The sequence below is a fragment of the Paracoccus limosus genome (genome assembly GCF_009711185.1).
GTDB lineage: Bacteria > Pseudomonadota > Alphaproteobacteria > Rhodobacterales > Rhodobacteraceae > Paracoccus > Paracoccus limosus.
This window is the reverse complement of record NZ_WMIF01000031.1, coordinates 1-22,094: the sequence shown is the minus strand read 5'-3', so window position 1 is coordinate 22,094 and position 22,094 is coordinate 1. Positions and strand designations below refer to the sequence as shown.

Genomic DNA, 22,094 nt, shown 5'->3' with positions numbered 1-22,094 from the left:
TGCTCCGGCTGGCATCCCATCCGCAAGGGCGCCCGGCGGCAGGGGCGGGATCGGGCACAAGTGCTGTGTGCTCAGGCGTTTTCAGGGACCGGAATGCCGCGCTGGCGCGCCAGTTCGCGGATGCGGTTCTGCAGTTTTTCAAAGGCCCGCACCTCGATCTGGCGGATCCGCTCGCGCGAGACGTCATAGCGCGCGGACAGGTCCTCCAGCGTCATCGGGTCATCGCGCAGCCGGCGCTCCATCAGGATGTCCTTTTCGCGGTCGTTCAGCACATCCATGGCCGAGATCAGCATCTGGCGGCGCGCAGAAAGCTCATCGGCCTCGGCGAAGGCCTCGGCCTGATTGGCGCTGTCATCCTCCAGCCAGTCCTGCCATTGCGCGGTGGAATCGCCGTCGCCCGACCCTACGGTGGCGTTCAGCGAGGCATCGCCCCCCGACAGCCGCCGGTTCATGTCGATGACCTCCTGTTCCGAGACGTTCAGGTCATTGGCGATCTGGCGCACGTTTTCAGGGCGCAGGTCGCCCTCTTCCAGCGCGCCCAGCTTGGACTTGGCCTTGCGCAGGTTGAAGAACAGCTTTTTCTGCGCGCTGGTCGTGCCCATTTTGACCAGCGACCACGACCGCAGGATATATTCCTGGATCGAGGCGCGGATCCACCACATGGCATAGGTCGCCAGCCGGAAGCCCTTTTCGGGGTCAAAGCGCTTGACCGCCTGCATCAGGCCGACGTTCGCCTCGGAGATCACCTCGGCCTGCGGCAGGCCATAGCCGCGATAGCCCATGGCGATCTTGGCGGCCAGCCGCAGGTGCGAGGTCACCAGCTTTTGCGCCGCCTCGGGATCCTCGTGATCGGTCCAGCGCTTGGCCAGCATATATTCCTCTTCCGGTTCCAGCAGGGGAAACTTGCGGATCTCCTGCAGGTATCGGTTCAGGCCCTGTTCGGGGCTGGGGGCCGGAAGTTGGGTATAATTCGCCATTGACCTTTATCCTGTCCCGCAGCTCGGGCGGGTGGTTTGGAACGCGATCATTGCGTCCGTGGTTCCGTTTTGAAAGCGCAATCGACAGCCGGTGCGCGCAAATCCTGCAAGAGCCGGGCCATGTCCTCGGGCAATGCACTGGAAAACTGCAACCAGCGCCCGTCGGCGGGATGGCGAAAGCCCAGCTCGGCCGCATGCAGCGCCTGCCGGGGAAAGCCCGCGACCGCCCCAGCGCCACGCTCGCCCAGCACCTTGGCCGACACGCGGCGATTGCCGCCATAGACCGGATCGCCGACCAGCCCCAGCCCGGCATAGGCCATATGCACGCGGATCTGATGCGTGCGCCCGGTCTCCAGCGCGCATTCCACCAGCATCACCTGCGCGGGCGTGCCAAAGCTTTCGATCAGCCGCGCCCGCGTCACCGCATGGCGGCCGCGCTCGAAACTGACGGCCTGCCGCTGGCGGTCGCCGGGATGGCGGCCGAGCAGCGTGGTGATGCGCAGGACGCCGCCCGGCTCAAAGCCGATGCCGGGCAGACCGCGCAGCCGCGGATCGGCGGCGTCAATGGCACCATGCGCCAGCGCCAGATAGCGCCGATGCGCCGAGTGATCGGCGAATTGCGCCGCCAGCCCCTGATGCGCCCGGTCGGTCTTGGCGACCACCAGCAGGCCCGAGGTCTCCTTGTCGATCCGGTGCACAATGCCGGGCCGCGCCGCACCGCCGATGCCCGACAGACTGCCGGCGCAATGCGCGAGCAGCGCATTGACCAGCGTCGCCGAGGGCGCGCCCGGCGCCGGATGCACCACCATGCCGGCGGGCTTGTCGATGACGATCAGATCGTCGTCCTCATGCGCGATGCTCAGCGCAATCGCCTCGGGCTGCGCCTCCAGCGGCACCGGCGCGCCGATGCTGACGCGGTAGTCGCCGGGCTCGGCGCGGGCCTTGCCGTCCGCGACCGGGCCCGACGGACCCGCGACCGCGCCCTCGGCGATCAGTTTCGTCAGGCGCGAGCGTGACAGTGCCGCCTGCTCTGGTGCGAAGGCGGCAAGCGCCTTATCAAGCCGGTCGGAAACCCCTTCGGGCAGATGGATCAGGATATCGGACATGGCGCAGGATGATAGGGTGGAAGCCGGGGCAGAGAAAGCCTTGCCGATGCTGCGCTGGCTGCGCATCCTCGTGACCTCTCTGGCCGTGGTGATGGGGCTCGGGGTGCTGGCGGTGGTGGCGATCCTGTGGCTGCGGCTGGCCTCGCCGCCGCTGCCGCAACTGCCGGACAGGATTGCCCTGCCGCAGGGCGCAACGCCGGCCGCCGTCACCTTCGCCCGCGACTGGACGGTGGTGGTGACCGAAACCGGCGAGGTGCTGCTTTACGACCGGCAGGGCAAGCTGCGCGACAGCGTGACGCCTTAGGCCTTGACCTTCAGCGCCTCGATCTCGGCGCGCAACTCGGCATTCTCGGCGCGGGCCTTGATCGCCATTTCGCGCACCGCCTCGAATTCCTCGCGGGTGACAAAGTCGCGCTCGGCCAGCCAGCGGTCGATCCAGCTGTTGAAGGCGGTCTGCGCCTCGCCCTTGGCGCCCTGGGCCACGCCCATCGCATTGGTCATCAATTTCGAGAGATCGTCGAAGAAACGGTTGTTCGCGGTCATGGCGGGCCTTTCGGTTTCGGGTTGCCCCCTATATGGCCCCAGACATGCGGCGGTTCAATCACCCGCCGCGACCTGCCACCGCTGCGTGACCCATGGCCGCATGGCCCGCGAAACTCGGCCGCGAGGCCCGTGAAACATGGCCACATGGCCCGCGAAACGAGGACCCGATGATCCCCTTTCCGCAGATTTCCCCCGAGATCTTTACCATCCACCTGTTCGGCCTGTCGCTGTCCTTGCGCTGGTATGCGCTGGCCTATCTGGTCGGGCTGGTTGTCGGCTGGCGCATCATCGTCGGACTGATGCGCCGCCCCGCGCTATGGGGCGACCGCGCCCCCATGCGCCCCGAACAGGCCGAAGAGCTGCTGACCTGGGTGGTGCTGGGCGTCGTTCTGGGCGGGCGGATCGGCTTTGTGCTGTTCTACGAGCCGGCCTATTACCTGGCCAACCCCGGCCAGATCCTGCAACTCTGGCACGGCGGCATGTCGTTCCACGGCGGCTTTCTGGGCGTGGTGCTGGCGTCTTGGCTCTGGTGCCGCAAGAATGGCGTGGCGCCCCTGCGGCTGGCCGATGCGCTGGCGGTGGCGACGCCCATCGGCCTTGGGCTGGGCCGCATCGCCAATTTCATCAATGCCGAGCTGTGGGGCATGCCCACGACGCTGCCCTGGGGTGTGATCTTTCCGGGCGAGGCGGCGCAGGACTGCCCCGGCGTGACCGGGCTGTGCGCCCGGCATCCCAGCCAGCTCTATGAGGCGGGGCTCGAGGGCATCCTGCTGGCTCTGGTGCTGTTTGCGCTGGTGCGCGCCGGCGGCTTGCGCCGTCCCGGTCTGGCGCTCGGCACCTTCGTCATGGGCTATGGGCTCTCGCGCTTCGTGGTCGAGTTCTTCCGTCAGGCCGACGCGCAATTCATCACGCCCGAGAACCCTCTGGGCCATGTGCTCGGCGGGCCGGTCTGGGGGCTCAGCATGGGGCAGATGCTGTCGTTGCCGATGGTGCTGATCGGGCTGGGCTTCATCCTTTACGCGCGCAGTCGTCCGGCGGTGGCATGACGCCGCTTGGCCGTCAGATCGCCAGCCGCATCCGGCTGGCCGGGCCGATGGGGCTTGATGAATACATGCGGCTTTGCCTGCTGCATCCCGAACACGGCTATTACGCCACCCGCGATCCCTTTGGCATGGGCGGCGATTTCACCACCGCGCCCGAGATCAGCCAGATGTTTGGCGAAATGATCGGCCTTGCCCTGGCGCAGTCATGGCTGGATCAGGGCAGTCCCGCGCCGTTCACGTTGGCCGAGATCGGCCCCGGGCGCGGCACGCTGATGGCCGACATCCTGCGCGCGATCCGCAAGGTGCCCGGCATGTGTGACGCGGCACATGTGACGCTGATCGAGGCGTCCGCGCATCTGCGCGGCGTGCAGGCGCGGCGGCTGGGCGCGATCACCCATCTCGACCGGGCCGAGGATCTGCCCGAACAACCGCTGTTTCTGGTCGCGAATGAATTCTTCGACGCCCTGCCGATCCGCCAGTTCCAGCGCGGCGTGGCTGGCTGGGCCGAACGCGTGGTGGCGCTGGACGCGCAAGGCGCGCTGACGCTTGGCCTCGTCGCCCGCGACGATGCGCCCGGCCTGCCGCCCGCCGCGCATCTGCCCATGGGCACGGTGCTGGAAACCTGTCCCGAGGCGCTGCCCATCGCCCATGCCATCGCCGGCCGCATCGCTCGCCATGGCGGCACGGCGATCCTGATCGATTACGGCAACTGGCACGGGCAGGGCGACAGCTTTCAGGCCCTGCGCCAGCACCGCCCCGAGGACCCGCTGGCCCATCCCGGCGAGGCCGATCTGACCGCGCATGTCGATTTCGCGCCCCTTGCGGCGGTGGCGGCGCAGGCGGGGGCGCGGGTCTCGGCGATGCTGGGGCAGGGCGAGTGGCTTTTGCGCCTTGGCATTGCCGCGCGCGCTCAGCGTCTGGCGCAGGCCGGGGATGCGGGCGCCATGGCCGCGCTTCATCGCTTGACCGCGCCCGGGGAAATGGGTCACCTGTTCAAAGTTCTGGCATTCTGGGCCGCGTCGGCCCCGGTGCCGCCCGGCTTCGACGCTTTGGAACCCGATGCAAACCACGCTTGAAATTCTGACCCATCCGCTGCTCGACACCGTGCGGCACGGCTTTTTCACCCGGCGCGGCGGGGCATCCTCGGGGCTGTTTTCCGGACTGAACTGCGGCTACGGCTCCAGCGATCAGGCCGAGATCGTGTCGATCAACCGGGGCCGCGTCGCCGCCGCCATGGGCGTCGCGCCCGCCGATCTGCTGACCGTGCATCAGGTGCATTCCCCCGACATCGCCATCCTGCGCGAGGGCAATGATACGGCGCCGCTGTCGCGCCAATGCGCCGATGGCATCGTCACCGACCGCAAGGGCGTGGCCATCGCCGTGCTGACCGCCGATTGCCAGCCGATCCTGTTGGCCGATCCACAGGCCGGCGTGATCGGCGCGGTCCATGCCGGCTGGCGCGGCGCGCTGTCGGGCGTGATCGAGGCCGCCGTCGCCGCCATGGCCGATCTTGGCGCGACCCGCATCCGCGCGGTGATCGGCCCCTGCATCAGCCAGTCCGCCTATGAGGTCGGCAACGAATTCATGGACGAGGTTCTGGCCGAGGACGCGGGCTACCACCGCTTTTTCGCCGGCGGCCCGAATGGCCGGCCGATGTTCGACCTGCCGGGCTTTGGCCTGATGCGCCTGCGCGAGGCCGGGGTCGAGGCGGAATGGACCCGCCATTGCACCTATGCCGACCCCGACCGGTTCTATTCCTACCGGCGCAGCACCCACCGCGCCGAGGCGGATTATGGCCGGCTGATCTCGGCCATCGCGCTCTGACCCCGGCTAGCGGATCAGGATGGCGCGGAAATCGTTGACATTGGTCAGCGTCGGCCCGGTCTTGATAAGATCGCCCAAGGCGTCGAACAGGCTGTAGCTGTCATGCCCGGCCAGCACGGCGCGCGCATCCAGCCCCGCCGCTTGCGCCCGCGCCAGCGTGTCAGGCCCGATCAGCGCCCCCGCCGCATCCTCGCTGCCGTCGATGCCATCGGTATCACCGGCCAGGGCATGCACATTGGCCCCCTCCAGCGCCACGGCCAGCGCCAGCAGGAACTCGGTATTGCGTCCGCCGCGTCCGGGCTTTTGCGCGCCGATGGTGACGGTGGTCTCGCCCCCCGACAGCAGCACCGCCGGTCGCGCCACCGGCAGCCCGTGCCGCAGCACCGATTGCGCAATCCCGGCCATGATGTGACCTGCGGCGCTGGCCTCGCCCTCGATCGCATCGCCCAGGATCAAGGGGCTCACCCCCTGCGCCCGCGCCACCTCTGCCGCCGCCTGCAAGGCCATCAGCGGCGCCGCGATCAGCCGGTAATCGGCCTGAAACGCCGGCAGCGGCGCGGCCTGCGCCAACAGCAGCGCCCGCGCCGCCTCGGGCAGATCGGCCCCCAGCTGCGCCACAACGTCTGACAGATCCGCCCCCGCCTCGGGATCATGCACCGTCGGCCCCGAGGCGATGGCGCGCGGATCGTCGCCCGGCACGTCGGAAATCGCCAGCGTCACCACCCGCGCCGGCGCCGCCGCCAGCGCCAGCCGCCCGCCCTTGACCGCCGACAGCCGCCGCCGCACCCGGTTCATCACCGAGATCGGCGCCCCCGAGGCCAAGAGCAGCCGGTTCACCCGCATCTTGTCCTCCAGCGTCAGCCCCGGCGCCGGTGCCGTCATCAGCGCCGAGCCCCCGCCCGAGATCAGCGCCAGCACCAGATCATCCGGCCCCAGCCCCGACACCGCCTGCAGGATGCGCGCGGCTGCCATGGTGCTATTGGCATCGGGCACGGGATGGGCGGCCTCGATCACCTCGATGCGGCGCGTGGGCACGGCGTGGCCATAGCGGGTGACGACGACGCCCGTGACATCGGGCCATTCCGCCTCGACCGCGCGGGCCATGGCGGCGGCGGATTTGCCCGCGCCCACCACCACGACCCGGCCACGCGGCCGCTCGGGCAGATGCCGCGCCAGCGTCCGGGCCGGATCGGCGCTGTCGATGGCCGCCCGGAACAGGGCGTGCAGGAATTCCCGTGGATCACTTGTCATCGCAGTTTTTCCCCTCCCTGCGGTTGTCGGGCGCCACAGTTTCACATCGCTGCCCGTGACGCCATCCCTGCGGCAAGGCCCCGCAGAACTTCACCTTTTCGATAGCTGTCGCGGGCGGGCCAAGTCCGATATTCCTGAACCCGGCCGAGGAAGAGCGGCCGATCACGAAACCGGTTTTAAAATCCCTGCGCCCCGCAATTCTTGCGGCGGTTAACGAGTATTCACGTTCGGAGTTTGGAAATGGCACGTATTTCAAGCAGCCGCGGGCTGGACATGTCGCGTTTCGATGTCTGGCAAGGCGTCGTCACCAGCTATGACAGCCGGCAGATCACCATCACCGCCGGCAGCGTCGCCGGCGTTTATCGCGGGCATTTCACCTATGATAGCTGGGGCGATGTCTATGGCCAGCTCGACAGCTACACCAATCTGGTGAATGGCCGGGCGGTGTTCTCGATCACCGATATGGGCGTCGATGCCCATGTGATGATGAACTATGTCGATTGGGAGGACGCCAGCGCCTATGCCTATGTCCTGTCGCGCGCCGACACCTTCGAACTTTCCGATGCCGCCGATTACATCATGGCCTTTGGCGGCAACGACCTCGTGAATGCCAATGGCGGCAATGACCGGGTCTTTGGCGGGCTCGGCAATGACACGCTGCGGGGCGGCTTCGGCAATGACCTGTTGGATGGCGGTCGCGGCGCGGATCTGCTGGTCGGCGGCTCGGGCAATGACATCTTCGTGGTCGATGACAGCCGCGACCGCGTGGTCGAGACGGCCGGTCAGGGCATCGACCAGATCCGCAGCACGATCGACTGGACGCTGCAGGCCAATGTTGAAAACCTCGTGCTGGACGGAGGGGCGGGTATCTCGGGCACTGGCAATGCGCAGGCCAATATCCTGCTGGGCAATAGCGGCGACAACCGGCTGACGGGGCTGGCCGGCAATGACACGCTGCGCGGGCTTGACGGGCACGACAGCCTGATCGGCGGCGCCGGTCAGGACGTGCTGATGGGCGGGGCGGGCGATGACCGGCTGGCGGGTGGCGCGGGCGGCGACATGCTGACCGGCGGCTATGGCGCCGATGTCTTCGTGCTGGCGACGGTCGCGGATTCGACCACGGGCGGGCCCGGCCGCGATGTGATCACCGATTTCCAGCGCGGGCAGGGCGACCTGATCGACCTGTCCTTCATCGATGCCAACAGCACCGTCGCCGGCAATCAGGCCTTCCGCTTTGTCGGCGATGGCGCCTTCAGCGGCCATGCGGGCGAGCTGGTCGCACGCAGCACCAGCGCCGGGACGCTGGTGCTGGGCGATGTCGATGGCGACGGGCGTGCCGATTTCGGCCTGCTGCTCGACGATCCGCTGAAGCTCGGCGCCGACAGCTTCCTGCTTTAGCGCCGGCTCAGCCGCATTTCGAATAGCCGCAATGCGGGCAGGTCATGCAGCCCTCGACCATATGCAGCCCGTATTGCCCGCAGGACGGGCAGGCGGGCCCGCGCGGGGCCTCGCCAACGGCGCGGGCCTGCGCGGCGGTCGGGTCGGATTTCAGCCCCTTGCCCTCGGCCTCGATAAAGCCGATGGCGATCATGTGCCGCTCGATCACGCCGCCGATCGCAGCCAGAATCGAGGGCACATAGCGCCCCTCGATCCACGCCCCGCCGCGCGGATCGAACACGGCCTTCAGCTCCTCGACCACGAAACTGACGTCGCCGCCGCGCCGGAACACGGCGCTGATCATCCGCGTCAGCGCCACGGTCCAGGCGAAATGCTCCATGTTCTTCGAGTTGATGAACACCTCGAAGGGCCGGCGGTGGCCCGATTGCACGATATCGTTGATGGTGATGTAGATCGCGTGCTCGCTGCCCGGGAATTTCAGCTTGTAGGTCGCGCCCTCCAGCGCCGGCGGCCGGTCCAGAGGCTTGGTCAGATAGACCACCTCGGCGCCCTTGTCGGGCTCTGGCGCGTCCTCGGCGGCCTCGCTGACCGACAGCACGCTTCCCGTCACCTCATTGGGGCGATAGGTGGTGCAGCCCTTGCAGCCCAGCTCCCATGCGGCCAGATAGACATGCTTGAAGGCGTCGAACCCGATATCGGCCGGGCAGTTGATGGTCTTCGAGATGCTGCTGTCCACCCATTCCTGCGCCGCCGCCTGCATGGCGACATGGTCCTGCGGCGCCAGCATCTGCGCATCGACGAAATGCGCGGGCAGGGGGGCGTCGCCGTTCAGGTCGCGCCACAGCCGGACGGCGTAATCGACCACCTCTTCTTCGCTGCGCGAGCCGTCCTTTTGCAGCACCTTGCGGGTATAGGCATGGGCAAAGACCGGCTCGATGCCCGAGCTGACATTGCCGGCATAAAGGCTGATCGTCCCGGTCGGCGCGATGCTGGTCAAAAGCGCGTTGCGGATGCCGTGACGCGCCACCGCCTCGCGCACATCCTCGTCCATCTGCTGCATGAAGCCCGAATCCAGAAAGGCCTCGGCCTGAAACAGCGGAAATGCGCCCTTTTCGCGGGCCAGATCGACCGAGGCCAGATAGGCCGCCCGCGCGATTGCATGCATCCATTCGCGGGTCTGCGCCACCGCGCCCGGCGCGCCATAGCGCAGGCCCAGCATCATCAGCGCATCGGCAAGCCCGGTGACGCCCAGCCCGATGCGGCGCTTGGCCCGCGCCTCGGCCGCCTGCTGGGGCAGGGGAAAGCGGCTGGCGTCGACCACATTGTCCATCATCCGCACGGCCACGCGGGTCAGATCGTCCAGCGCCGCCATGTCCAGCCGCGCGCCGGGCGTAAAGGGCGCCTCGACCAGCCGCGCAAGGTTGATGCTGCCCAGCAGGCAGGCGCCATAGGGCGGCAGCGGCTGTTCGCCGCAGGGGTTGGTGGCGGCGATGGTCTCGGCATAGCCAAGGTTGTTCAGCTGGTTGATGCGGTCGATAAAGATCACCCCCGGCTCGGCGTAATCATAGGTCGCGCGCATGATCCGGTTCCACAGGTCGCGGGCGCGGATGGTGTGAAACACCTTGCCCTCGAATTGCAGATCCCAAGGTCCGTCATCGCGCATCGCCTGCATGAAGCCATCCGTCACCAGCACCGACAGGTTGAACATGCGCAGCCGGGCGCTGTCCTGCTTGGCGGTGACGAAGGCCTCGATATCGGGATGGTCGCAGCGCATGGTCGCCATCATCGCGCCGCGCCGGCTGCCCGCCGACATGATGGTGCGGCACATTGCATCCCAGACATCCATGAATGACAGCGGCCCCGAGGCATCCGCCGCCACCCCATGCACCTCGGCCCCGCGCGGGCGGATGGTGCTGAAATCATAGCCGATGCCGCCGCCCTGCTGCATGGTCAGCGCGGCCTCTTTCAGCGCCTGAAAGATGCCCTCCATGCTGTCGGGGATGGTGCCCATGACAAAGCAGTTGAACAGCGTCACCTCGCGCCCGGTGCCGGCCCCGGCAAGGATGCGTCCGGCGGGCAGGAATTTGAAATCCTCCAGCGCGGCGTAAAAGCGGTCCTCCCACAGCGCGGGCTCGGCCTCGACGCGGGCCAGATCGCGGGCGACGCGGCGCCAGCTGTCCTCGACCGACAGATCGACGGGCTGGCCGTCGGCGGCTTTCAGGCGGTATTTCATGTCCCAGATCTGTTCGGCGATGGGGGCGGCAAAGCGGGTCATCTGCATCCTCGGCGGTGGGTCGCACGCCGGCAGGATAGCAGAACGCGCAGGGCCCGTCGCCCCGGCCCTGCGCCTGCAAGGCCGGCCGGCGGTGTACAGCCGGTGTACGCGCGGTGTACGGCCCGTGCACGGGTTTCACAGGGCCCCGCCCAGCAATTGCTGGGGGTTTGTGGATTTCGGGCCGGCGCGCTGCATCACGCAACGCGCGCAGCCGTTGCGCGTCAGGCGCGGCCCATCAGCTCGTCGATGACATTCTGCCACAGGCTCGCCGGCTGGGCGCCGGTCACGACATGGCTGCCCGCCACGATGAAGGTCGGGACCGAGTTGATGCCGCGCTGTCGCGCCGCGATTTCGCGCCCGGCGACCTCGTCGCGATCCTCGTTGGTGGCCAGAAGCCTGCGGATGACCGCGCCGTTCATGCCGGCCTTTTCGCCGATCTCGACCAGAACGTCGGGGTTGTTGATGTTGCGCCCCTCGCGCCAATGCGCGCGCATCAGCCCCGACATGACCGGGGTCTGCGCCCCCTCAAGCCCCGCCCAATGCAGCAGGCGATGGGCGTTCAGCGTGTTCGGCACCCGCTCGATCAGGCTGGGGTTGATCCACAATCCCAGCCGCTCGCTGGCCTCCATCACCGGCTTCATCGCGGCCAGAATGCCCTTTTCGTCGGTGAATTTCATCTTCATGTAGGCGACGTAATCCATCCCTGCCTGCGGCATCTGCGGGTCCAACTGGAACGGCTGCCAGGTGATGGCAAAGGGATGGTCGGGCCGGCTTTCCAGCGCCCGGTCCAGCTCGGCCTTGCCGATCAGACACCAGGGGCAGATCGGATCGGCATGGATATCAAGGCGGATCTGGCCGGGAAGGGGATCGGTCATGGCTGGTCCTTGCGGTATCGCGCGCGCAGGGCGCGGCGGTTGATCTTGCCGGTCGCAGTGCGCGGCAGTTCGGAAAGGTGAATATATTCGCGGGGTTGCTTATAGCGCGCCAGTCGGCTTTCGGCCATCCCGCGCAGGGCATCCTCGGGGGCGGTGCCGGTCCAGAAGGCCGCGATGATGCTGGTGCCGGGCGCGACCTCAAGCTCGGTCGCGGCAATCTCGCCCGCCTCGGGGACATGGGCCAGCGCATCCTCGACCTCGCCCGGCGCGACGCGAAAGCCGCCGGCATTCATCATGTCATCGGCGCGGCCCAAGGTGCGCATGGCGCCGTCGGGCAGGCGCTGGGCCAGATCGCCGGTCAGGAACCAGTCGCCCTGAAAGCGCGCGGCGGTTTCCCCGGGCTGGTCGAGATAGCCCAGAAACAGCCCCGGATCGCTGTGATGCACTGCCAGCTGGCCGGGGCCGTCGCCCTCGCGGCCCTGGTCGTCAAGAATGGCGATGCGGCGGCCGGGCTGGGGAAATCCGGCCGTGCCCACCGGCGCCGGCCGCGCCGGACTGCCCGACAGAAAGGTCGAACATTCCGACATGCCCATGGCCTCGTGCAGATCGGTGCTGCTGCGCGCGCGCCATGCGTCGCGCAGGCCGGGCTCCAGCCGCTCGCCTGCGGTCAGCCCGTGGCGCAGCCCGGCCCAAGGCCGCCAATCGGCGCGCAGCATGTGGCGAAACACGCCCGGCGCGGCAGCGATCAGCGTGGCGCCATGGCGGCTGGCGATCAGCGGGATCTGCTGGGGCGTGACGCCCTCGGCCGGGATCAGCGCGGTGGCGCCAAGCGTCCACGGATCCAGCAGCCCGGTGCCAAGCGTGAAGGTCCAGTTGAAGGCGCCGGCATGCAGCAGCCGGTCCTGCGCCGTCAGCCCATACCAGCCCTGAAACATCATCTGCCGCGCCAGAATCGCGCGGTGCGCATGGCAGACCGCGCGCGGCTGGCCTGAACTGCCCGAGGTAAAGACGATATAGGCCAGATCGTCGGGCTGGTGCGGCTGGAACCCGGCCTGTGGCAGGTCGTAAAAGCCGGCGAATGTGACGGCGTCGAGAGTCCGGGCCGGGTGGTCGGGCAAGGCGATGCCGCTATCGGCAAGGATCAGGGCCGGGCCGATCATCGCGGCGATGCGGGTGATTTCAGGGCCGGTCAGCTGTGCCGAGGTCGGGACCGGTACGATGCCGGCGGCGATCGCTGCGAGATAGGCAATGGGAAAGGCCGGCGTATTGCCCAGCCGCAGCAACAGCCGATCGCCGGGCAGCAGTCCCGCCTGACGCAGGCCGGTGGCCGCGCCCAGTACGGCCTGACGCAACCGGCCATGCGACCAGCGGTCGGCCCGCGACAGGCCCAGCACCGACATGGCCAGCTTGTCCGGTGTGGCCTGCCCCGCGCGCAGCACATGTTCGGCCAGATTCATCGCATCGCCCGTTTCCATTGTCCCCGTCTCAGATAGAGTGGCGCGGGTGGCGGGGAAAGGGGGCTCTGCCCCCACGCGCCCGTGGCCCCTCGACGGGGCCGCAGGCGCGTTCCCCCGGGATATTTAGACACGAAAGAAGCCGCGAGCCGGATATGAAAACGGCCCGCGACGGGGCGGGCCGTTTCCGGAATTCCATCTGCTCAGAGGATCAGAGCAGTTTCAGGTCGCTGGCCGAGCTGCGGCCGTCGCGGCCCGATTGCAGTTCATAGGCGATCTTCTGGTTGTCGTTCAGGCCGGTCAGACCGGCGCGCTCGACCGCCGAGATATGGACGAAAACGTCCTTGCCGCCATCATCGGGGGCGATGAAGCCATAGCCTTTGGTGGCGTTGAACCATTTCACGGTGCCGGTAGCCATTACCGTCTCTCCTTCAAGTCATCCCGGGGCGAGATTGCTTCCGGGCCGTGCAGCCATCTTTCCCGTCAAGTCCGGCTGCCCCGTAAGAGGGAGGCGGTAGAAAGTCGTGCTCACGCGCAGGAGAGGATGAACGATTCGTTAAAAAACGCAAGCGAGAAAGCGCCGCGCAACTTGACGCTAGGTCAGGTTGCGCGGCGTTTTGAGCGATTTATTGCTGGGCCTGGTGATCGGGATCAACGCAGGTCGGGCGGGCAGGCTTCGTCGTGAAGCAATTTGACCGCCTGGTCAAGTTTCAGCACTTCGCTGCCCTGCTTGTCAAGACGGCGGATCGAGACGGTGGCTTCCTCGACCTCTTTCATGCCGATGGCCATGATGACCGGCACCTTGCCGACCGAATGCTCGCGGACCTTGTAGTTGATCTTTTCGTTGCGGGTATCGGCTTCGGCGCGGATGCCCGCATTGCGCAATTGGGCCACGACCTCGTTGACGTAATCATCGGCGCCCGAGACGATGGAGGCGACCACGACCTGACGCGGTGCCAGCCACAAGGGCAGCTTGCCCGAATAGTTCTCGATCAGGATGCCGATGAAGCGCTCGAAGCTGCCCAAGACCGCGCGATGCAGCATGTAGGGGCGGTGCTTGGCGCCGTCCTCGCCGACATATTCCGCATCCAGCCGCTCGGGCAGGTTCGGGTCGACCTGGAAGGTGCCGCATTGCCATTCGCGCCCGATGGCGTCGGTCAGCTTGAAGTCCAGTTTCGGGCCATAGAAGGCGCCGTCGCCGGGGTTGATCTCATAGGGCAGGCCCAGATGTTCGATGGCGCCTTTCAGCGCGCCCTCGACCTTGTCCCATTGTTCGTCGGTGCCGATACGGACCTCGGGGCGCGTGGACAGCTTGATGTCGAAGCCCTTGAAGCCAAGATCCTGATAGACCGAGGACAGCAGCGCGATGAAGCCTGCGCATTCGCCCTCGATCTGATCCTCGGTACAGAAGATATGCGCATCGTCCTGCACGAAGCCGCGCACCCGCATCAGCCCGTGCATCGAGCCCGAGGATTCGTAACGGTGGCACGAGCCGAACTCGGCCAGGCGCAGCGGCAGGTCGCGATAGGATTTCAGGCCCTGATTGTAGATCTGGACGTGGCAGGGGCAGTTCATCGGTTTCAGCGCGTTGATGCGCTTTTCCTTGGCGCCTTCCTCGTCCACTTCGACGATGAACATGTTCTCGCGGTAGGCTTCCCAATGGCCGGACTTTTCCCACAGGATGCGGTCGACCACCTGCGGCGTTTTGATTTCCTTGTAATTCGCGCGGATCAGGCGACGGCGCATATAAGCTTCAAGCTCGCGGTAGATCGTCCAGCCGTTCGGGTGCCAGAACACCATGCCGGGGGCTTCTTCCTGAAAGTGGAACAGCTCCATTTCGCGGCCCAGCTTGCGGTGGTCGCGCTTGGCGGCCTCTTCCAGCATGGTCAGGTGGGCTTTCAGGTCGTCGCGGTTCTTGAAGGCCACGCCATAGATGCGTTGCAGCATCGGGCGCGAGGCATCGCCCAGCCAATAAGCGCCGGCGACATGGGTCAGCTTGAAGGCATCGGCAGGGACCTGGCCAGTAGATTGCAAATGCGGGCCGCGGCACAGGTCTTGCCAGTCGCCATGCCAATACATGCGGATCGGTTCATCGCCCGGAATGCGGTCGAGGAGTTCCACCTTGAAGGGCTCGCCACGTTCTTCGTAATAGACGCGGGCGCGGGCGCGGTCCCAGACCTCGGTGCGGACCGGATCGCGCGCATTGATGATCTGTTTCATGCGCGCCTCGATGGCGCCCAGATCCTCGGGAGTGAAGGGCTCGGCGCGGTCGAAGTCGTAGAACCAGCCCTGATCGCGGACCGGGCCGATGGTGACCTTGACGTCAGGCCAGAGCTCTTGCACGGCGCGGGCCATGATATGGGCCAGGTCGTGTCGGATCAGTTCCAGCGCCGGTTCGGCATCCTTCATCGTGTTGATGGCGATCTTGCCCGAGGCATTGATCGGCCAGGCCAGATCGATATGCGCGCCATCAAGGCTGGCCGAAATCGCGTTCTTGGCAAGGCTGGGGGCGATGGAGGCCGCAACCTCGGCGGCGGTGATGCCGGCGGGATAATCGCGCGAATTGCCATCGGGGAAAGTGAGGGAGATCTGGGACATGAGAGTCCTCCTCGTCGGTTTGGCGCCCACGGAACGCCCGGTTGCGGGTTATGTGTGGCTGGGATGTGGCGCGATTGTCGGGCCTTGTCAATGCGGTTAGGCTTGCATGGGGGGCTTTGCGCCCCCGTCGCGCGATGCGCGACTCCCCCGCAGGATATTTGGGACACGAAAGAATGACGCAGTTTCTGGACGGGCCGCAGGGGCGGCGGATCGCCTATGACCGGCTGGATGGCGCGGGGCCTTGCGTGCTGTTTCTGGGCGGATTCCGGTCGGACATGCAGGGCACCAAGGCCGTCTGGCTGCGCGACTGGGCGCAGGCGCGAGGGCGGGCGTTCCTGCGCTTTGACTATTCGGGGCATGGCGCGTCCGAGGGGCGTTTCGAGGATGGCTGTATCGGCGACTGGCTGGCCGATGCGCAGGCGGTGCTGGATGGGCTGGTGTCGGGGCCGGTGGTGCTGGTGGGCTCGAGCATGGGGGGCTGGATCAGCCTGTTGCTGGCGCGGGCCTGTCCGGGACGCGTGGCGGGGCTGGTCACGGTGGCTGCGGCGCCCGATTTCACCGAGCGTGGCTTTTGGGCTGGCATGGATGATGCGGCGCGGCGCGAGCTGGAGCTGGCGGGGCATGTGCTGCGGTCCAGCGATTATGACGCGCCCTATGTCATCACCCGGCGGCTGATCGAGGATGGCCGCAGCCGGCAGGTGCTGGACCGGCCGCTGGATCTGCCGTTTCCGGTGCGGTTCCTGCAGGGGACGGCGGATGCGGATGTGCCGCAGCAATGGGCGCTGGATCTGCTGGCCCATGCCACGGGCGAGGACATGCGGCTGCTGCTGGTCAAGGGCGCGGATCACCGTTTTTCGAGCCCGGCCTGTCTGGAGCTGATCGGGCAGGCGGTCGAGGACGTGCTGGCCTGAGGGCAATGGCAAACTGCGCGACCGCTGGGGCCGCGCCGTTCGTGGATCGGTTTGCCGGGGCTGCCGGGATCAGACGGCGATCTTGCCGTCTAGATCGTTGGTGTTGGTCACGCCGCAATCGATGGGCTGCGGGGCACCGCGCCGGCGCCGTGCCGGGGCGGCCGGGGTGCTGACCTGTTCGTCGATGAAATCCAGCACCAGCGGCCGGATGTTGAGACGCCAGCTTTTGCCGGCGAAGATGCCATAGTGGCCGGCACCCGGTTCCAGATGCTGCTGCTTGCGGTTGGCCGGCACGCCCGAACACAGGTCCAGCGCCGCGACGCATTGGCCGGGGGCCGAGATATCGTCATTGGCGCCCTCGACCGTCATCACCGCGACATCGGTGATCTTGGAGAGATCGACCAGCTTGCCGTTCACGGTGAAACGGTTCTGCGCGATTTCCAGCCCCTTGAAGATGCGCTCGACCGTCGAGAGGTAGAATTCGGCGGTCATGTCCATGATCGCCAGATATTCGTCGTAGAACTTGTTGTGCTTGTCGCCCTCGGAGCCCTCGCCGCGGGCCTCGGCATAGATCTTGTCGATGAAGGCGCGGGCATGGGTTTCGGCGTTCATGGCGATGAAGGACGACAACTGGGCAAGGCCCGGATAGACCATGCGCCCGGCGCCGCGATATTTGAAACCGACCTGCTGGATCATCAGGTAATCCAGCTCGCCCATGGTCATGCGGTTGCCGAAATCGGTGACTTCGGTTGCCTTGGCGTCGGGGTCGATCGGGCCGCCGATCAGGATCAGTGAGCGCGGCTGCGACTTGGGCGATTCCTCGGCCAGAATCGCCGTCGCGGCCAAAGCCAGCGGCGCCGGCTGGCAGACGGCGATCACGTTGGTGTCAGGACCGAGGTGGCGGATGAAGTCGACCAGATAGCCGGTGTAATCCTCAATGTCGAATTTGCCTGCGCTCACGGGGATGTCACGGGCATTGTGCCAATCCGTCACATAGACGTCGCAATCGGGAAGCAGTGATGTCACCGTCGTTCGCAGGAGAGTCGCATAGTGTCCGGACATCGGCGCCACCAGCAGCACCTTGCGTGCCATCGGCTCGCGGCGCGCGACGCGGAAATGCACCAGATCGCCGAAATCGCGCCGCAGCACCGGCTCGACATAGACGATGTGGTCCTGGCCGTCGTCCGAGACGATCGGCGGGATTTCCCAGTCCGGCTTGATCACCATGCGCGCAAAGCTGCGCTCGGTGACGCGCCCCCAGGCCGAGAGCAGCTTGAAGGCCGGATTCGGGATCAATGCGAAGGCAGGATAGGAGCCAAGCGCCCGTGCGCTGGCGCCAAGCCATTCATTTGTGTTGCGGATCGTTTCCATAGCATCATAGGAAACGATACCCTTCAAGCCTTTGTATGTCGTCATTCACGAAACCTTCTCGATCCAAGGCTTGCCGGGGCAGGACACGGCTTTACCTGCGTTTCTGGACAGGCATAATGATTTTACGGATAGGGAGGATTGTCAATTATGGCTGGTAAGGACGACAAACCGGAAGCGCCGCAGGCGGCCGAGGCCGTGGCAACGCCGGGCAGCCGGGTGCGACGCGCCAAAGCGGCGCAGACGGCACCGGGCTCGACGCCAGCCGCCCCGGTTCAGGCCCCGGCAGAGGCCGCAGGCAACGAGGCGCCCGCCGCTGCCAAACCGGCGCGCCGGCCGCGCACCACCGCCGCGAAAGCGGTCGATGCGGCGGTGACGGACGCAGCGCCCGCCGCCTCGGCAGCGCCTGCATCCGCAGCAAAAACTGGTAAACGCGCTGCGGTCAAACGGGCGCGGGGCATGCCGCGCACCGATCCGCGCACGGTGACGCATCGCAAGCCCGCCGCCCGCAAGACCGCCTTGGCCGAGGCCGTGGCGCCGGAAGCCGCGCTGAGCAGCCCGGCTGCGGCGGCCGAACCCGCGCAGGTGGCCGCCCCGACGGCCGAAACCGGCGCTGCGGCGCCCTCGCATTCCACGGCGGCTTTTCTGGAAGCGGCCTTTGGTCCGGGCAGCACGCTGCCCGAAAAGCTGGTCCAGAACATCGAGCGCATCGAATCGCTGACCCAGCGGCTGATCAGCGCGCTGTCACTACGCAAGCCCAAGAACCCCGGCGTCGAAGGCCCGGGGGCGGATCTGTTCACCACCGCCGCCAGCGCCTGGGTCAAGCTTTTGGCCGAGCAGCCCGAGCGGGTGATGGAGCGGCAGGTCAGCTATTGGGGCGAGACCCTGCGCCATTTCGCCGAGGCGCAGGCGGCGCTTGCGCGCGGCACGCTGAGCGCGCCGCCCGACGAGGGGCCCAAGGATCGCCGCTTTGCCAACCCGCTGTGGGAGCGCCATCCGTTCTTCAACTTCATCAAGCGGCAATACCAGATCAATGCCGAGGCGATGCTGCAGGCAGCCAGCGATCTTGACGTGACCGAGATGACCGACCGGCGCCGAATCGAATGGTTCACCCGGCAGATGATCGACATGATGGCGCCGACGAACTTTCTGGCCACCAACCCGGACGCGCTGGAAAAGGCGCTGGCGACCGAGGGCGAAAGTCTGGTCAAGGGGCTGGAGAACCTCGTCCGCGACGTCGAGAGCCATGGTGGCGAGATGATCGTCTCGCTGGCTGACCGCGATGCCTTTCGCGTCGGCGAGAATATCGGCACCACCGCCGGCACCGTCGTTGCCCGCACCAAGCTTTACGAGCTGATCCAATACAAGCCGACCACCGAAAAGGTGCATGAGATCCCGCTGGTGATTTTCCCGCCATGGATCAACAAGTTCTACATCATGGACCTGAAGCCGCAGAACAGCCTGATTCGCTGGATCGTGGATCAGGGCTATACGCTGTTCGTCGTGGGCTGGAAAAACCCCGATCCCAGCTATGGCGACACCGGGATGGACGATTACGTTTCGGCCTATCTGGAAGTGATGGACCGCGTTCTGGACCTGACCGACCAGAAAAAGCTGAACGCCGTTGGCTATTGCATCGCCGGCACCACGCTGTCGCTGACGCTGTCGCTGCTGAAACAACGTGGCGACGACCGGGTGAATTCGGCGACCTTCTTTACCACGCTGACCGATTTCTCGGATCAGGGCGAGTTCACCGCCTTCCTGCAAGAGGACTTCGTTTCGGGGATCGAGCAGGAGGCCGCGCGCACCGGCGTGCTGAGTTCGCAGCTGATGACGCGGACCTTCAGCTTCCTGCGCGCCAATGACCTGGTCTGGGGCCCGGCGATCCGCAGCTACATGCTGGGCGAATCGCCGCCGGCGTTCGATCTGCTGTTCTGGAACGGCGACGGCACCAACCTGCCGGGGCGGATGGCGGTCGAATATCTGCGCGGCCTATGCCAGCAGAACGCCTTTGTCCGCGACGGCTACGAGCTGATGGGCCATCGCCTGAACGTGCGCGATGTCGATCTGCCGCTCTGCGCAATCGCCTGCGAGACCGATCATATCGCGCCGGCCGCCGACAGCTGGCGCGGCATTGCGCAGATGGGGTCGCGCGACAAGACCTTCATCCTGTCCGAATCGGGCCATATCGCCGGGATCATCAACCCGCCCAGCAAGAAGAAATACGGGCATTACACCTCGACCGCCGGCTTTGCGACGGATTTTACCGACTGGCGCGCCAAGTCCGAATTCCATCCCGGCAGCTGGTGGCCGCGTTGGGGCGACTGGCTGGCGGGGCGTTCGGGCGGCGAGGTCCAGGCACGCGAACCCGAGGAAGGCTTTGGCCCGGCCCCGGGGTCCTATGTGCATGAACGATCCTGAAACTATTTCTGCGGTGCAGCATTTCGCGCTTGAAATGCTGCACCGCAGCATCTATATCAGGGATCAGAAACGCAGCGTTGTGGCCCAAGGAACTGGCGCCATATCTCAAGGAGAGAAGACAATGGCCAAGACCCCTGACTTCACCAAGACCATGCAAGACATGATGGCGAAATTCCCGGTGGACACCTCGTCGTTCCATGAAGCCTTCAAATCGCAAACCGCTCTGGGCGAGAAAATGGCCAAGGTTGCCCTGGCCGCTGCCGAGCGTTCGACCGAGATCTCGGCTCAGTGGGCCAAGGACACCATCGCCCGCATGGGTGAGCTGACCTCGACCAAAGAAGAGCCGGCTGAATACGCGAAAGCCGTCAGCGACTTCGCCACCGCCGCCGCCGAAATGGCTGCCGAGCATATGGCTTCGTTCGCTGAAGTGGCGAAAAAAGTCCAGATGGACACCGTTGACCTGATGCTGACCGCTGGCAAAGATCTGGCCGCCGACGCTCAGAAAGTCGCCGAAAAAGCGACTGCCGAGACCCAAGCTGCCGTCAAGAAAGCCGCTGCCGCTGCGACCACCGCTGCGACCGCTGCCAAAGCCTGATCGCTACGACGGATCGATTGATCGGGGCGCCGCTTGTCGGCGCCCTTTTCTTTTTGCGGGTTGGAGAGGCGGCTGGATCACCGGGGCAGGTGGCTGCGGCGGCGCAGAGTTGCGGATTGGTCGCCATGCCCGGAGCGGGGCATCCGCGGATTCTGATTGGCCAAGATAGAGCGGGCGGATCGCTCCTGCCGCTACGGTCCCAGACCACCGTGACGGGCAATCTGTTCCGGCGGTTCAGGCAACCAGACGCATGCGATATTGCGACACATTTTGCATCACATTCTGCGCCAAGCTGATGCCATTAGGGATAATGGCGGGCCATGCGAGATAGCGATGGGCACGACATCTACTCCATAGCCCTCCCATTTGAGTCTTGAAAGCCACTCTCAAGCTCGTAAAGCGGCGGGGGGCGCCAGATCTGCGATCTAGTCCGCGTTCTCTGCCGAGGCCCCGGTAATTCTCCCCTTTTTAGGGGGTGACCTGCCACTGAACTTTCATCCAGCCGCTACCGGAGTGCGCTGGTCATTTACGCCCTTCGGCGTGTGTTGAGCAATCACCCGGCGCGCGGAGCTTTCATGCTGCGCAGCGGGACGGGTGATTGCGGTTGCCAGATGCAGGGCAAAACCTGCTGGGGTTTGGTATCCGAGGGCCGAGTGCGGCCGTTCGGTGTTGTAGTCGGTGACCCATTCGGCGATCAGATCGCGCGCGTGGGCGATGTTGCGAAACAGCGTCTCATTCAGAAACTCGTCCCGCATTCGACCATTGAAGCTTTCCACGAAGCCGTGTCTCGCATTGGCTTTCCCGGCGCGATGTAATGCCATCCGATCTTCTGTTCGGCGCACCATCTCAGGATCGCGTTCGAGGTCAGCTCTGTGCCATTGCCCGAGACAATCGTCCCGGGCCTGCCGCGGCGCTCGATTAGGGCCGTCAGTTCGCGCGCCACGCGGTGGCCCGAGATTGATGTGTCAGGGATCGCGGCAAGGCATTCTCGCGTGACATCGTCCACCACGTTCAGCACTCGGAAGCGCCGCCCGCAGGCGAACTGGTCGTGGACGAAGTCCAGCGACCAGCGGGCATTGGGCCGTGCTTCCATCAGGATCGGGGCTCGTGTGCCAAGCGCCTTGCGCCGCGCTTTGCGTTTACGGACGGTTAAACCTTCCTCGCGGTAAAGCCGGTAGATGCGGTTCATCCCCGAGGGCTCGCCCTTGCGCCGCAGCAGCACGAAGAGCCGGCGATAGCCGAACCGGCGCCGTTCATTGGCCAAATCACGCAACCGACCCCGCAGCGCCGTGGCCGAGATCAACTCCGAGATGGAGGCGATGCGGTCTGACTGTCAATCGGCATCCAAACGGCCCCCCCGATCGGCGCCCAAAAGTGACCCCTTTGGCGCGCGGTTGAGCAGGCCCGTGGCGGCGTAGCTTTCCAGCTGGCGCAGCCGACGCGGGCCTGCGTTTC

18 protein-coding genes and 1 pseudogene are annotated in these 22,094 nt (G+C 66.2%); 8 read left to right on the top strand and 11 right to left on the bottom strand.

Features of this window, described 5'->3' with window-relative positions; genetic code table 11:
* Window positions 1–71 precede the first annotated feature (71 nt).
* Both rpoH and GL279_RS16540 read right to left on the bottom strand, forming a co-directional pair.
* The gene (rpoH, locus tag GL279_RS16545) at window positions 72–977 is read right to left on the bottom strand and encodes an RNA polymerase sigma factor RpoH (protein ID WP_155065731.1); all 906 of its coding nucleotides are present in this window, start codon (window positions 975–977) and stop codon (window positions 72–74) included.
* Window positions 978–1,024: 47 nt separating this feature from the next.
* Window positions 1,025–2,083, bottom strand: a complete 1,059-nt coding sequence (locus GL279_RS16540; RefSeq protein WP_155065730.1) for an RluA family pseudouridine synthase — start codon at window positions 2,081–2,083, stop codon at window positions 1,025–1,027.
* On the opposite strand from GL279_RS16540, the gene GL279_RS16535 reads away from it, so the two are divergent.
* On the top strand, window positions 2,082–2,387 hold the full coding sequence (locus GL279_RS16535) for a DUF6476 family protein (RefSeq protein WP_246175360.1): 306 nt from the start codon (window positions 2,082–2,084) through the stop codon (window positions 2,385–2,387). The two genes, GL279_RS16540 and GL279_RS16535, sit on opposite strands and share 2 nt — an antisense overlap.
* On the opposite strand, the gene GL279_RS16530 is transcribed toward GL279_RS16535, so the two are convergent.
* Window positions 2,384–2,626, bottom strand: coding sequence for an accessory factor UbiK family protein (locus tag GL279_RS16530; RefSeq protein ID WP_155065729.1), 243 nt, complete (start codon window positions 2,624–2,626; stop codon window positions 2,384–2,386). The genes GL279_RS16535 and GL279_RS16530 overlap by 4 nt on opposite strands.
* A gap of 167 nt (window positions 2,627–2,793) precedes the next feature.
* Here GL279_RS16530 and lgt point away from each other — a divergent pair, with 167 nt between their 5' ends.
* The 3 genes from lgt to pgeF are packed head-to-tail and all read left to right on the top strand — an operon-like array spanning window position 2,794 to window position 5,493.
* A complete protein-coding gene (gene lgt, locus GL279_RS16525) occupies window positions 2,794–3,672 on the top strand; it encodes a prolipoprotein diacylglyceryl transferase (RefSeq protein ID WP_155065728.1) in 879 nt (292 codons plus the stop codon).
* Window positions 3,669–4,745: a class I SAM-dependent methyltransferase gene (locus GL279_RS16520; RefSeq protein WP_155065727.1), complete on the top strand. Its 1,077-nt coding sequence runs from the start codon at window positions 3,669–3,671 to the stop codon at window positions 4,743–4,745. Before lgt ends, GL279_RS16520 begins: the two co-directional genes overlap by 4 nt.
* On the top strand, window positions 4,729–5,493 hold the full coding sequence (gene pgeF / locus GL279_RS16515; RefSeq protein ID WP_155065726.1) for a peptidoglycan editing factor PgeF: 765 nt from the start codon (window positions 4,729–4,731) through the stop codon (window positions 5,491–5,493). Before GL279_RS16520 ends, pgeF begins: the two co-directional genes overlap by 17 nt.
* A gap of 6 nt (window positions 5,494–5,499) precedes the next feature.
* Here the strand turns inward: pgeF and GL279_RS16510 are convergent, their stop codons facing one another.
* Window positions 5,500–6,744, bottom strand: coding sequence for a glycerate kinase type-2 family protein (locus GL279_RS16510; RefSeq protein WP_155065725.1), 1,245 nt, complete (start codon window positions 6,742–6,744; stop codon window positions 5,500–5,502).
* A 240-nt stretch (window positions 6,745–6,984) separates the two neighbouring features.
* On the opposite strand from GL279_RS16510, the gene GL279_RS19625 reads away from it, so the two are divergent.
* Window positions 6,985–8,142 (top strand): calcium-binding protein, encoded by a 1,158-nt coding sequence (locus tag GL279_RS19625; protein ID WP_155065723.1) that lies wholly within the window; start codon window positions 6,985–6,987, stop codon window positions 8,140–8,142.
* A 7-nt stretch (window positions 8,143–8,149) separates the two neighbouring features.
* Here GL279_RS19625 and GL279_RS16500 read toward each other — a convergent pair whose 3' ends face one another.
* From GL279_RS16500 to thrS, 5 genes are all read right to left on the bottom strand, one after another.
* Window positions 8,150–10,417 carry an adenosylcobalamin-dependent ribonucleoside-diphosphate reductase gene (locus GL279_RS16500; protein ID WP_155065721.1) on the bottom strand — a complete coding sequence of 756 codons (2,268 nt, stop codon included), beginning with the start codon at window positions 10,415–10,417 and terminating at the stop codon, window positions 8,150–8,152.
* A 221-nt stretch (window positions 10,418–10,638) separates the two neighbouring features.
* On the bottom strand, window positions 10,639–11,292 hold the full coding sequence (locus GL279_RS16495) for a DsbA family oxidoreductase (RefSeq protein WP_155065719.1): 654 nt from the start codon (window positions 11,290–11,292) through the stop codon (window positions 10,639–10,641).
* Window positions 11,289–12,749, bottom strand: a complete 1,461-nt coding sequence (locus tag GL279_RS16490; RefSeq protein ID WP_155065750.1) for a class I adenylate-forming enzyme family protein — start codon at window positions 12,747–12,749, stop codon at window positions 11,289–11,291. Before GL279_RS16490 ends, GL279_RS16495 begins: the two co-directional genes overlap by 4 nt.
* A 208-nt stretch (window positions 12,750–12,957) precedes the next feature.
* Window positions 12,958–13,164, bottom strand: a complete 207-nt coding sequence (locus GL279_RS16485) for a cold-shock protein (protein ID WP_011747293.1) — start codon at window positions 13,162–13,164, stop codon at window positions 12,958–12,960.
* 233 nt (window positions 13,165–13,397) lie between these two features.
* Window positions 13,398–15,344: a threonine--tRNA ligase gene (gene thrS / locus GL279_RS16480; protein ID WP_155065717.1), complete on the bottom strand. Its 1,947-nt coding sequence runs from the start codon at window positions 15,342–15,344 to the stop codon at window positions 13,398–13,400.
* Window positions 15,345–15,517: 173 nt separating this feature from the next.
* On the opposite strand from thrS, the gene GL279_RS16475 reads away from it, so the two are divergent.
* Window positions 15,518–16,255: an alpha/beta hydrolase gene (locus tag GL279_RS16475; RefSeq protein ID WP_155065714.1), complete on the top strand. Its 738-nt coding sequence runs from the start codon at window positions 15,518–15,520 to the stop codon at window positions 16,253–16,255.
* Between the two features lie 69 nt (window positions 16,256–16,324).
* On the opposite strand, the gene phaZ is transcribed toward GL279_RS16475, so the two are convergent.
* A complete protein-coding gene (gene phaZ, locus GL279_RS16470) occupies window positions 16,325–17,671 on the bottom strand; it encodes a polyhydroxyalkanoate depolymerase (RefSeq protein WP_155065713.1) in 1,347 nt (448 codons plus the stop codon).
* A gap of 411 nt (window positions 17,672–18,082) precedes the next feature.
* On the opposite strand from phaZ, the gene phaC reads away from it, so the two are divergent.
* Together phaC and GL279_RS16460 are read left to right on the top strand one after the other, a co-directional pair.
* Complete coding sequence (gene phaC, locus GL279_RS16465) at window positions 18,083–20,044, top strand: class I poly(R)-hydroxyalkanoic acid synthase (protein WP_425495612.1); 1,962 nt, start codon at window positions 18,083–18,085, stop codon at window positions 20,042–20,044.
* Between the two features lie 121 nt (window positions 20,045–20,165).
* On the top strand, window positions 20,166–20,639 hold the full coding sequence (locus GL279_RS16460; protein WP_155065749.1) for a phasin family protein: 474 nt from the start codon (window positions 20,166–20,168) through the stop codon (window positions 20,637–20,639).
* Window positions 20,640–21,133: 494 nt separating this feature from the next.
* On the opposite strand, the pseudogene GL279_RS16455 reads toward GL279_RS16460, so the two are convergent.
* Window positions 21,134–21,927: pseudogene (locus GL279_RS16455) on the bottom strand (IS3 family transposase); the annotation flags it as partial.
* Between the last annotated feature and the right edge of the window lie 167 nt (window positions 21,928–22,094).

Coding starts and splice junctions, on each gene's coding strand:
- rpoH (WP_155065731.1), bottom strand. CDS start 977: ATGGCGAATTATACCCAACTTCCGGCCCCCAGCCCCGAACAGGGCCTG.
- GL279_RS16535 (WP_246175360.1), top strand. CDS start 2,082: ATGGCGCAGGATGATAGGGTGGAAGCCGGGGCAGAGAAAGCCTTGCCG.
- GL279_RS16540 (WP_155065730.1), bottom strand. CDS start 2,083: ATGTCCGATATCCTGATCCATCTGCCCGAAGGGGTTTCCGACCGGCTT.
- GL279_RS16530 (WP_155065729.1), bottom strand. CDS start 2,626: ATGACCGCGAACAACCGTTTCTTCGACGATCTCTCGAAATTGATGACC.
- lgt (WP_155065728.1), top strand. CDS start 2,794: ATGATCCCCTTTCCGCAGATTTCCCCCGAGATCTTTACCATCCACCTG.
- GL279_RS16520 (WP_155065727.1), top strand. CDS start 3,669: ATGACGCCGCTTGGCCGTCAGATCGCCAGCCGCATCCGGCTGGCCGGG.
- pgeF (WP_155065726.1), top strand. CDS start 4,729: ATGCAAACCACGCTTGAAATTCTGACCCATCCGCTGCTCGACACCGTG.
- GL279_RS16510 (WP_155065725.1), bottom strand. CDS start 6,744: ATGACAAGTGATCCACGGGAATTCCTGCACGCCCTGTTCCGGGCGGCC.
- GL279_RS19625 (WP_155065723.1), top strand. CDS start 6,985: ATGGCACGTATTTCAAGCAGCCGCGGGCTGGACATGTCGCGTTTCGAT.
- GL279_RS16500 (WP_155065721.1), bottom strand. CDS start 10,417: ATGACCCGCTTTGCCGCCCCCATCGCCGAACAGATCTGGGACATGAAA.
- GL279_RS16495 (WP_155065719.1), bottom strand. CDS start 11,292: ATGACCGATCCCCTTCCCGGCCAGATCCGCCTTGATATCCATGCCGAT.
- GL279_RS16490 (WP_155065750.1), bottom strand. CDS start 12,749: ATGAATCTGGCCGAACATGTGCTGCGCGCGGGGCAGGCCACACCGGAC.
- GL279_RS16485 (WP_011747293.1), bottom strand. CDS start 13,164: ATGGCTACCGGCACCGTGAAATGGTTCAACGCCACCAAAGGCTATGGC.
- thrS (WP_155065717.1), bottom strand. CDS start 15,344: ATGTCCCAGATCTCCCTCACTTTCCCCGATGGCAATTCGCGCGATTAT.
- GL279_RS16475 (WP_155065714.1), top strand. CDS start 15,518: ATGACGCAGTTTCTGGACGGGCCGCAGGGGCGGCGGATCGCCTATGAC.
- phaZ (WP_155065713.1), bottom strand. CDS start 17,671: ATGACGACATACAAAGGCTTGAAGGGTATCGTTTCCTATGATGCTATG.
- phaC (WP_425495612.1), top strand. CDS start 18,083: ATGCCGCGCACCGATCCGCGCACGGTGACGCATCGCAAGCCCGCCGCC.
- GL279_RS16460 (WP_155065749.1), top strand. CDS start 20,166: ATGGCCAAGACCCCTGACTTCACCAAGACCATGCAAGACATGATGGCG.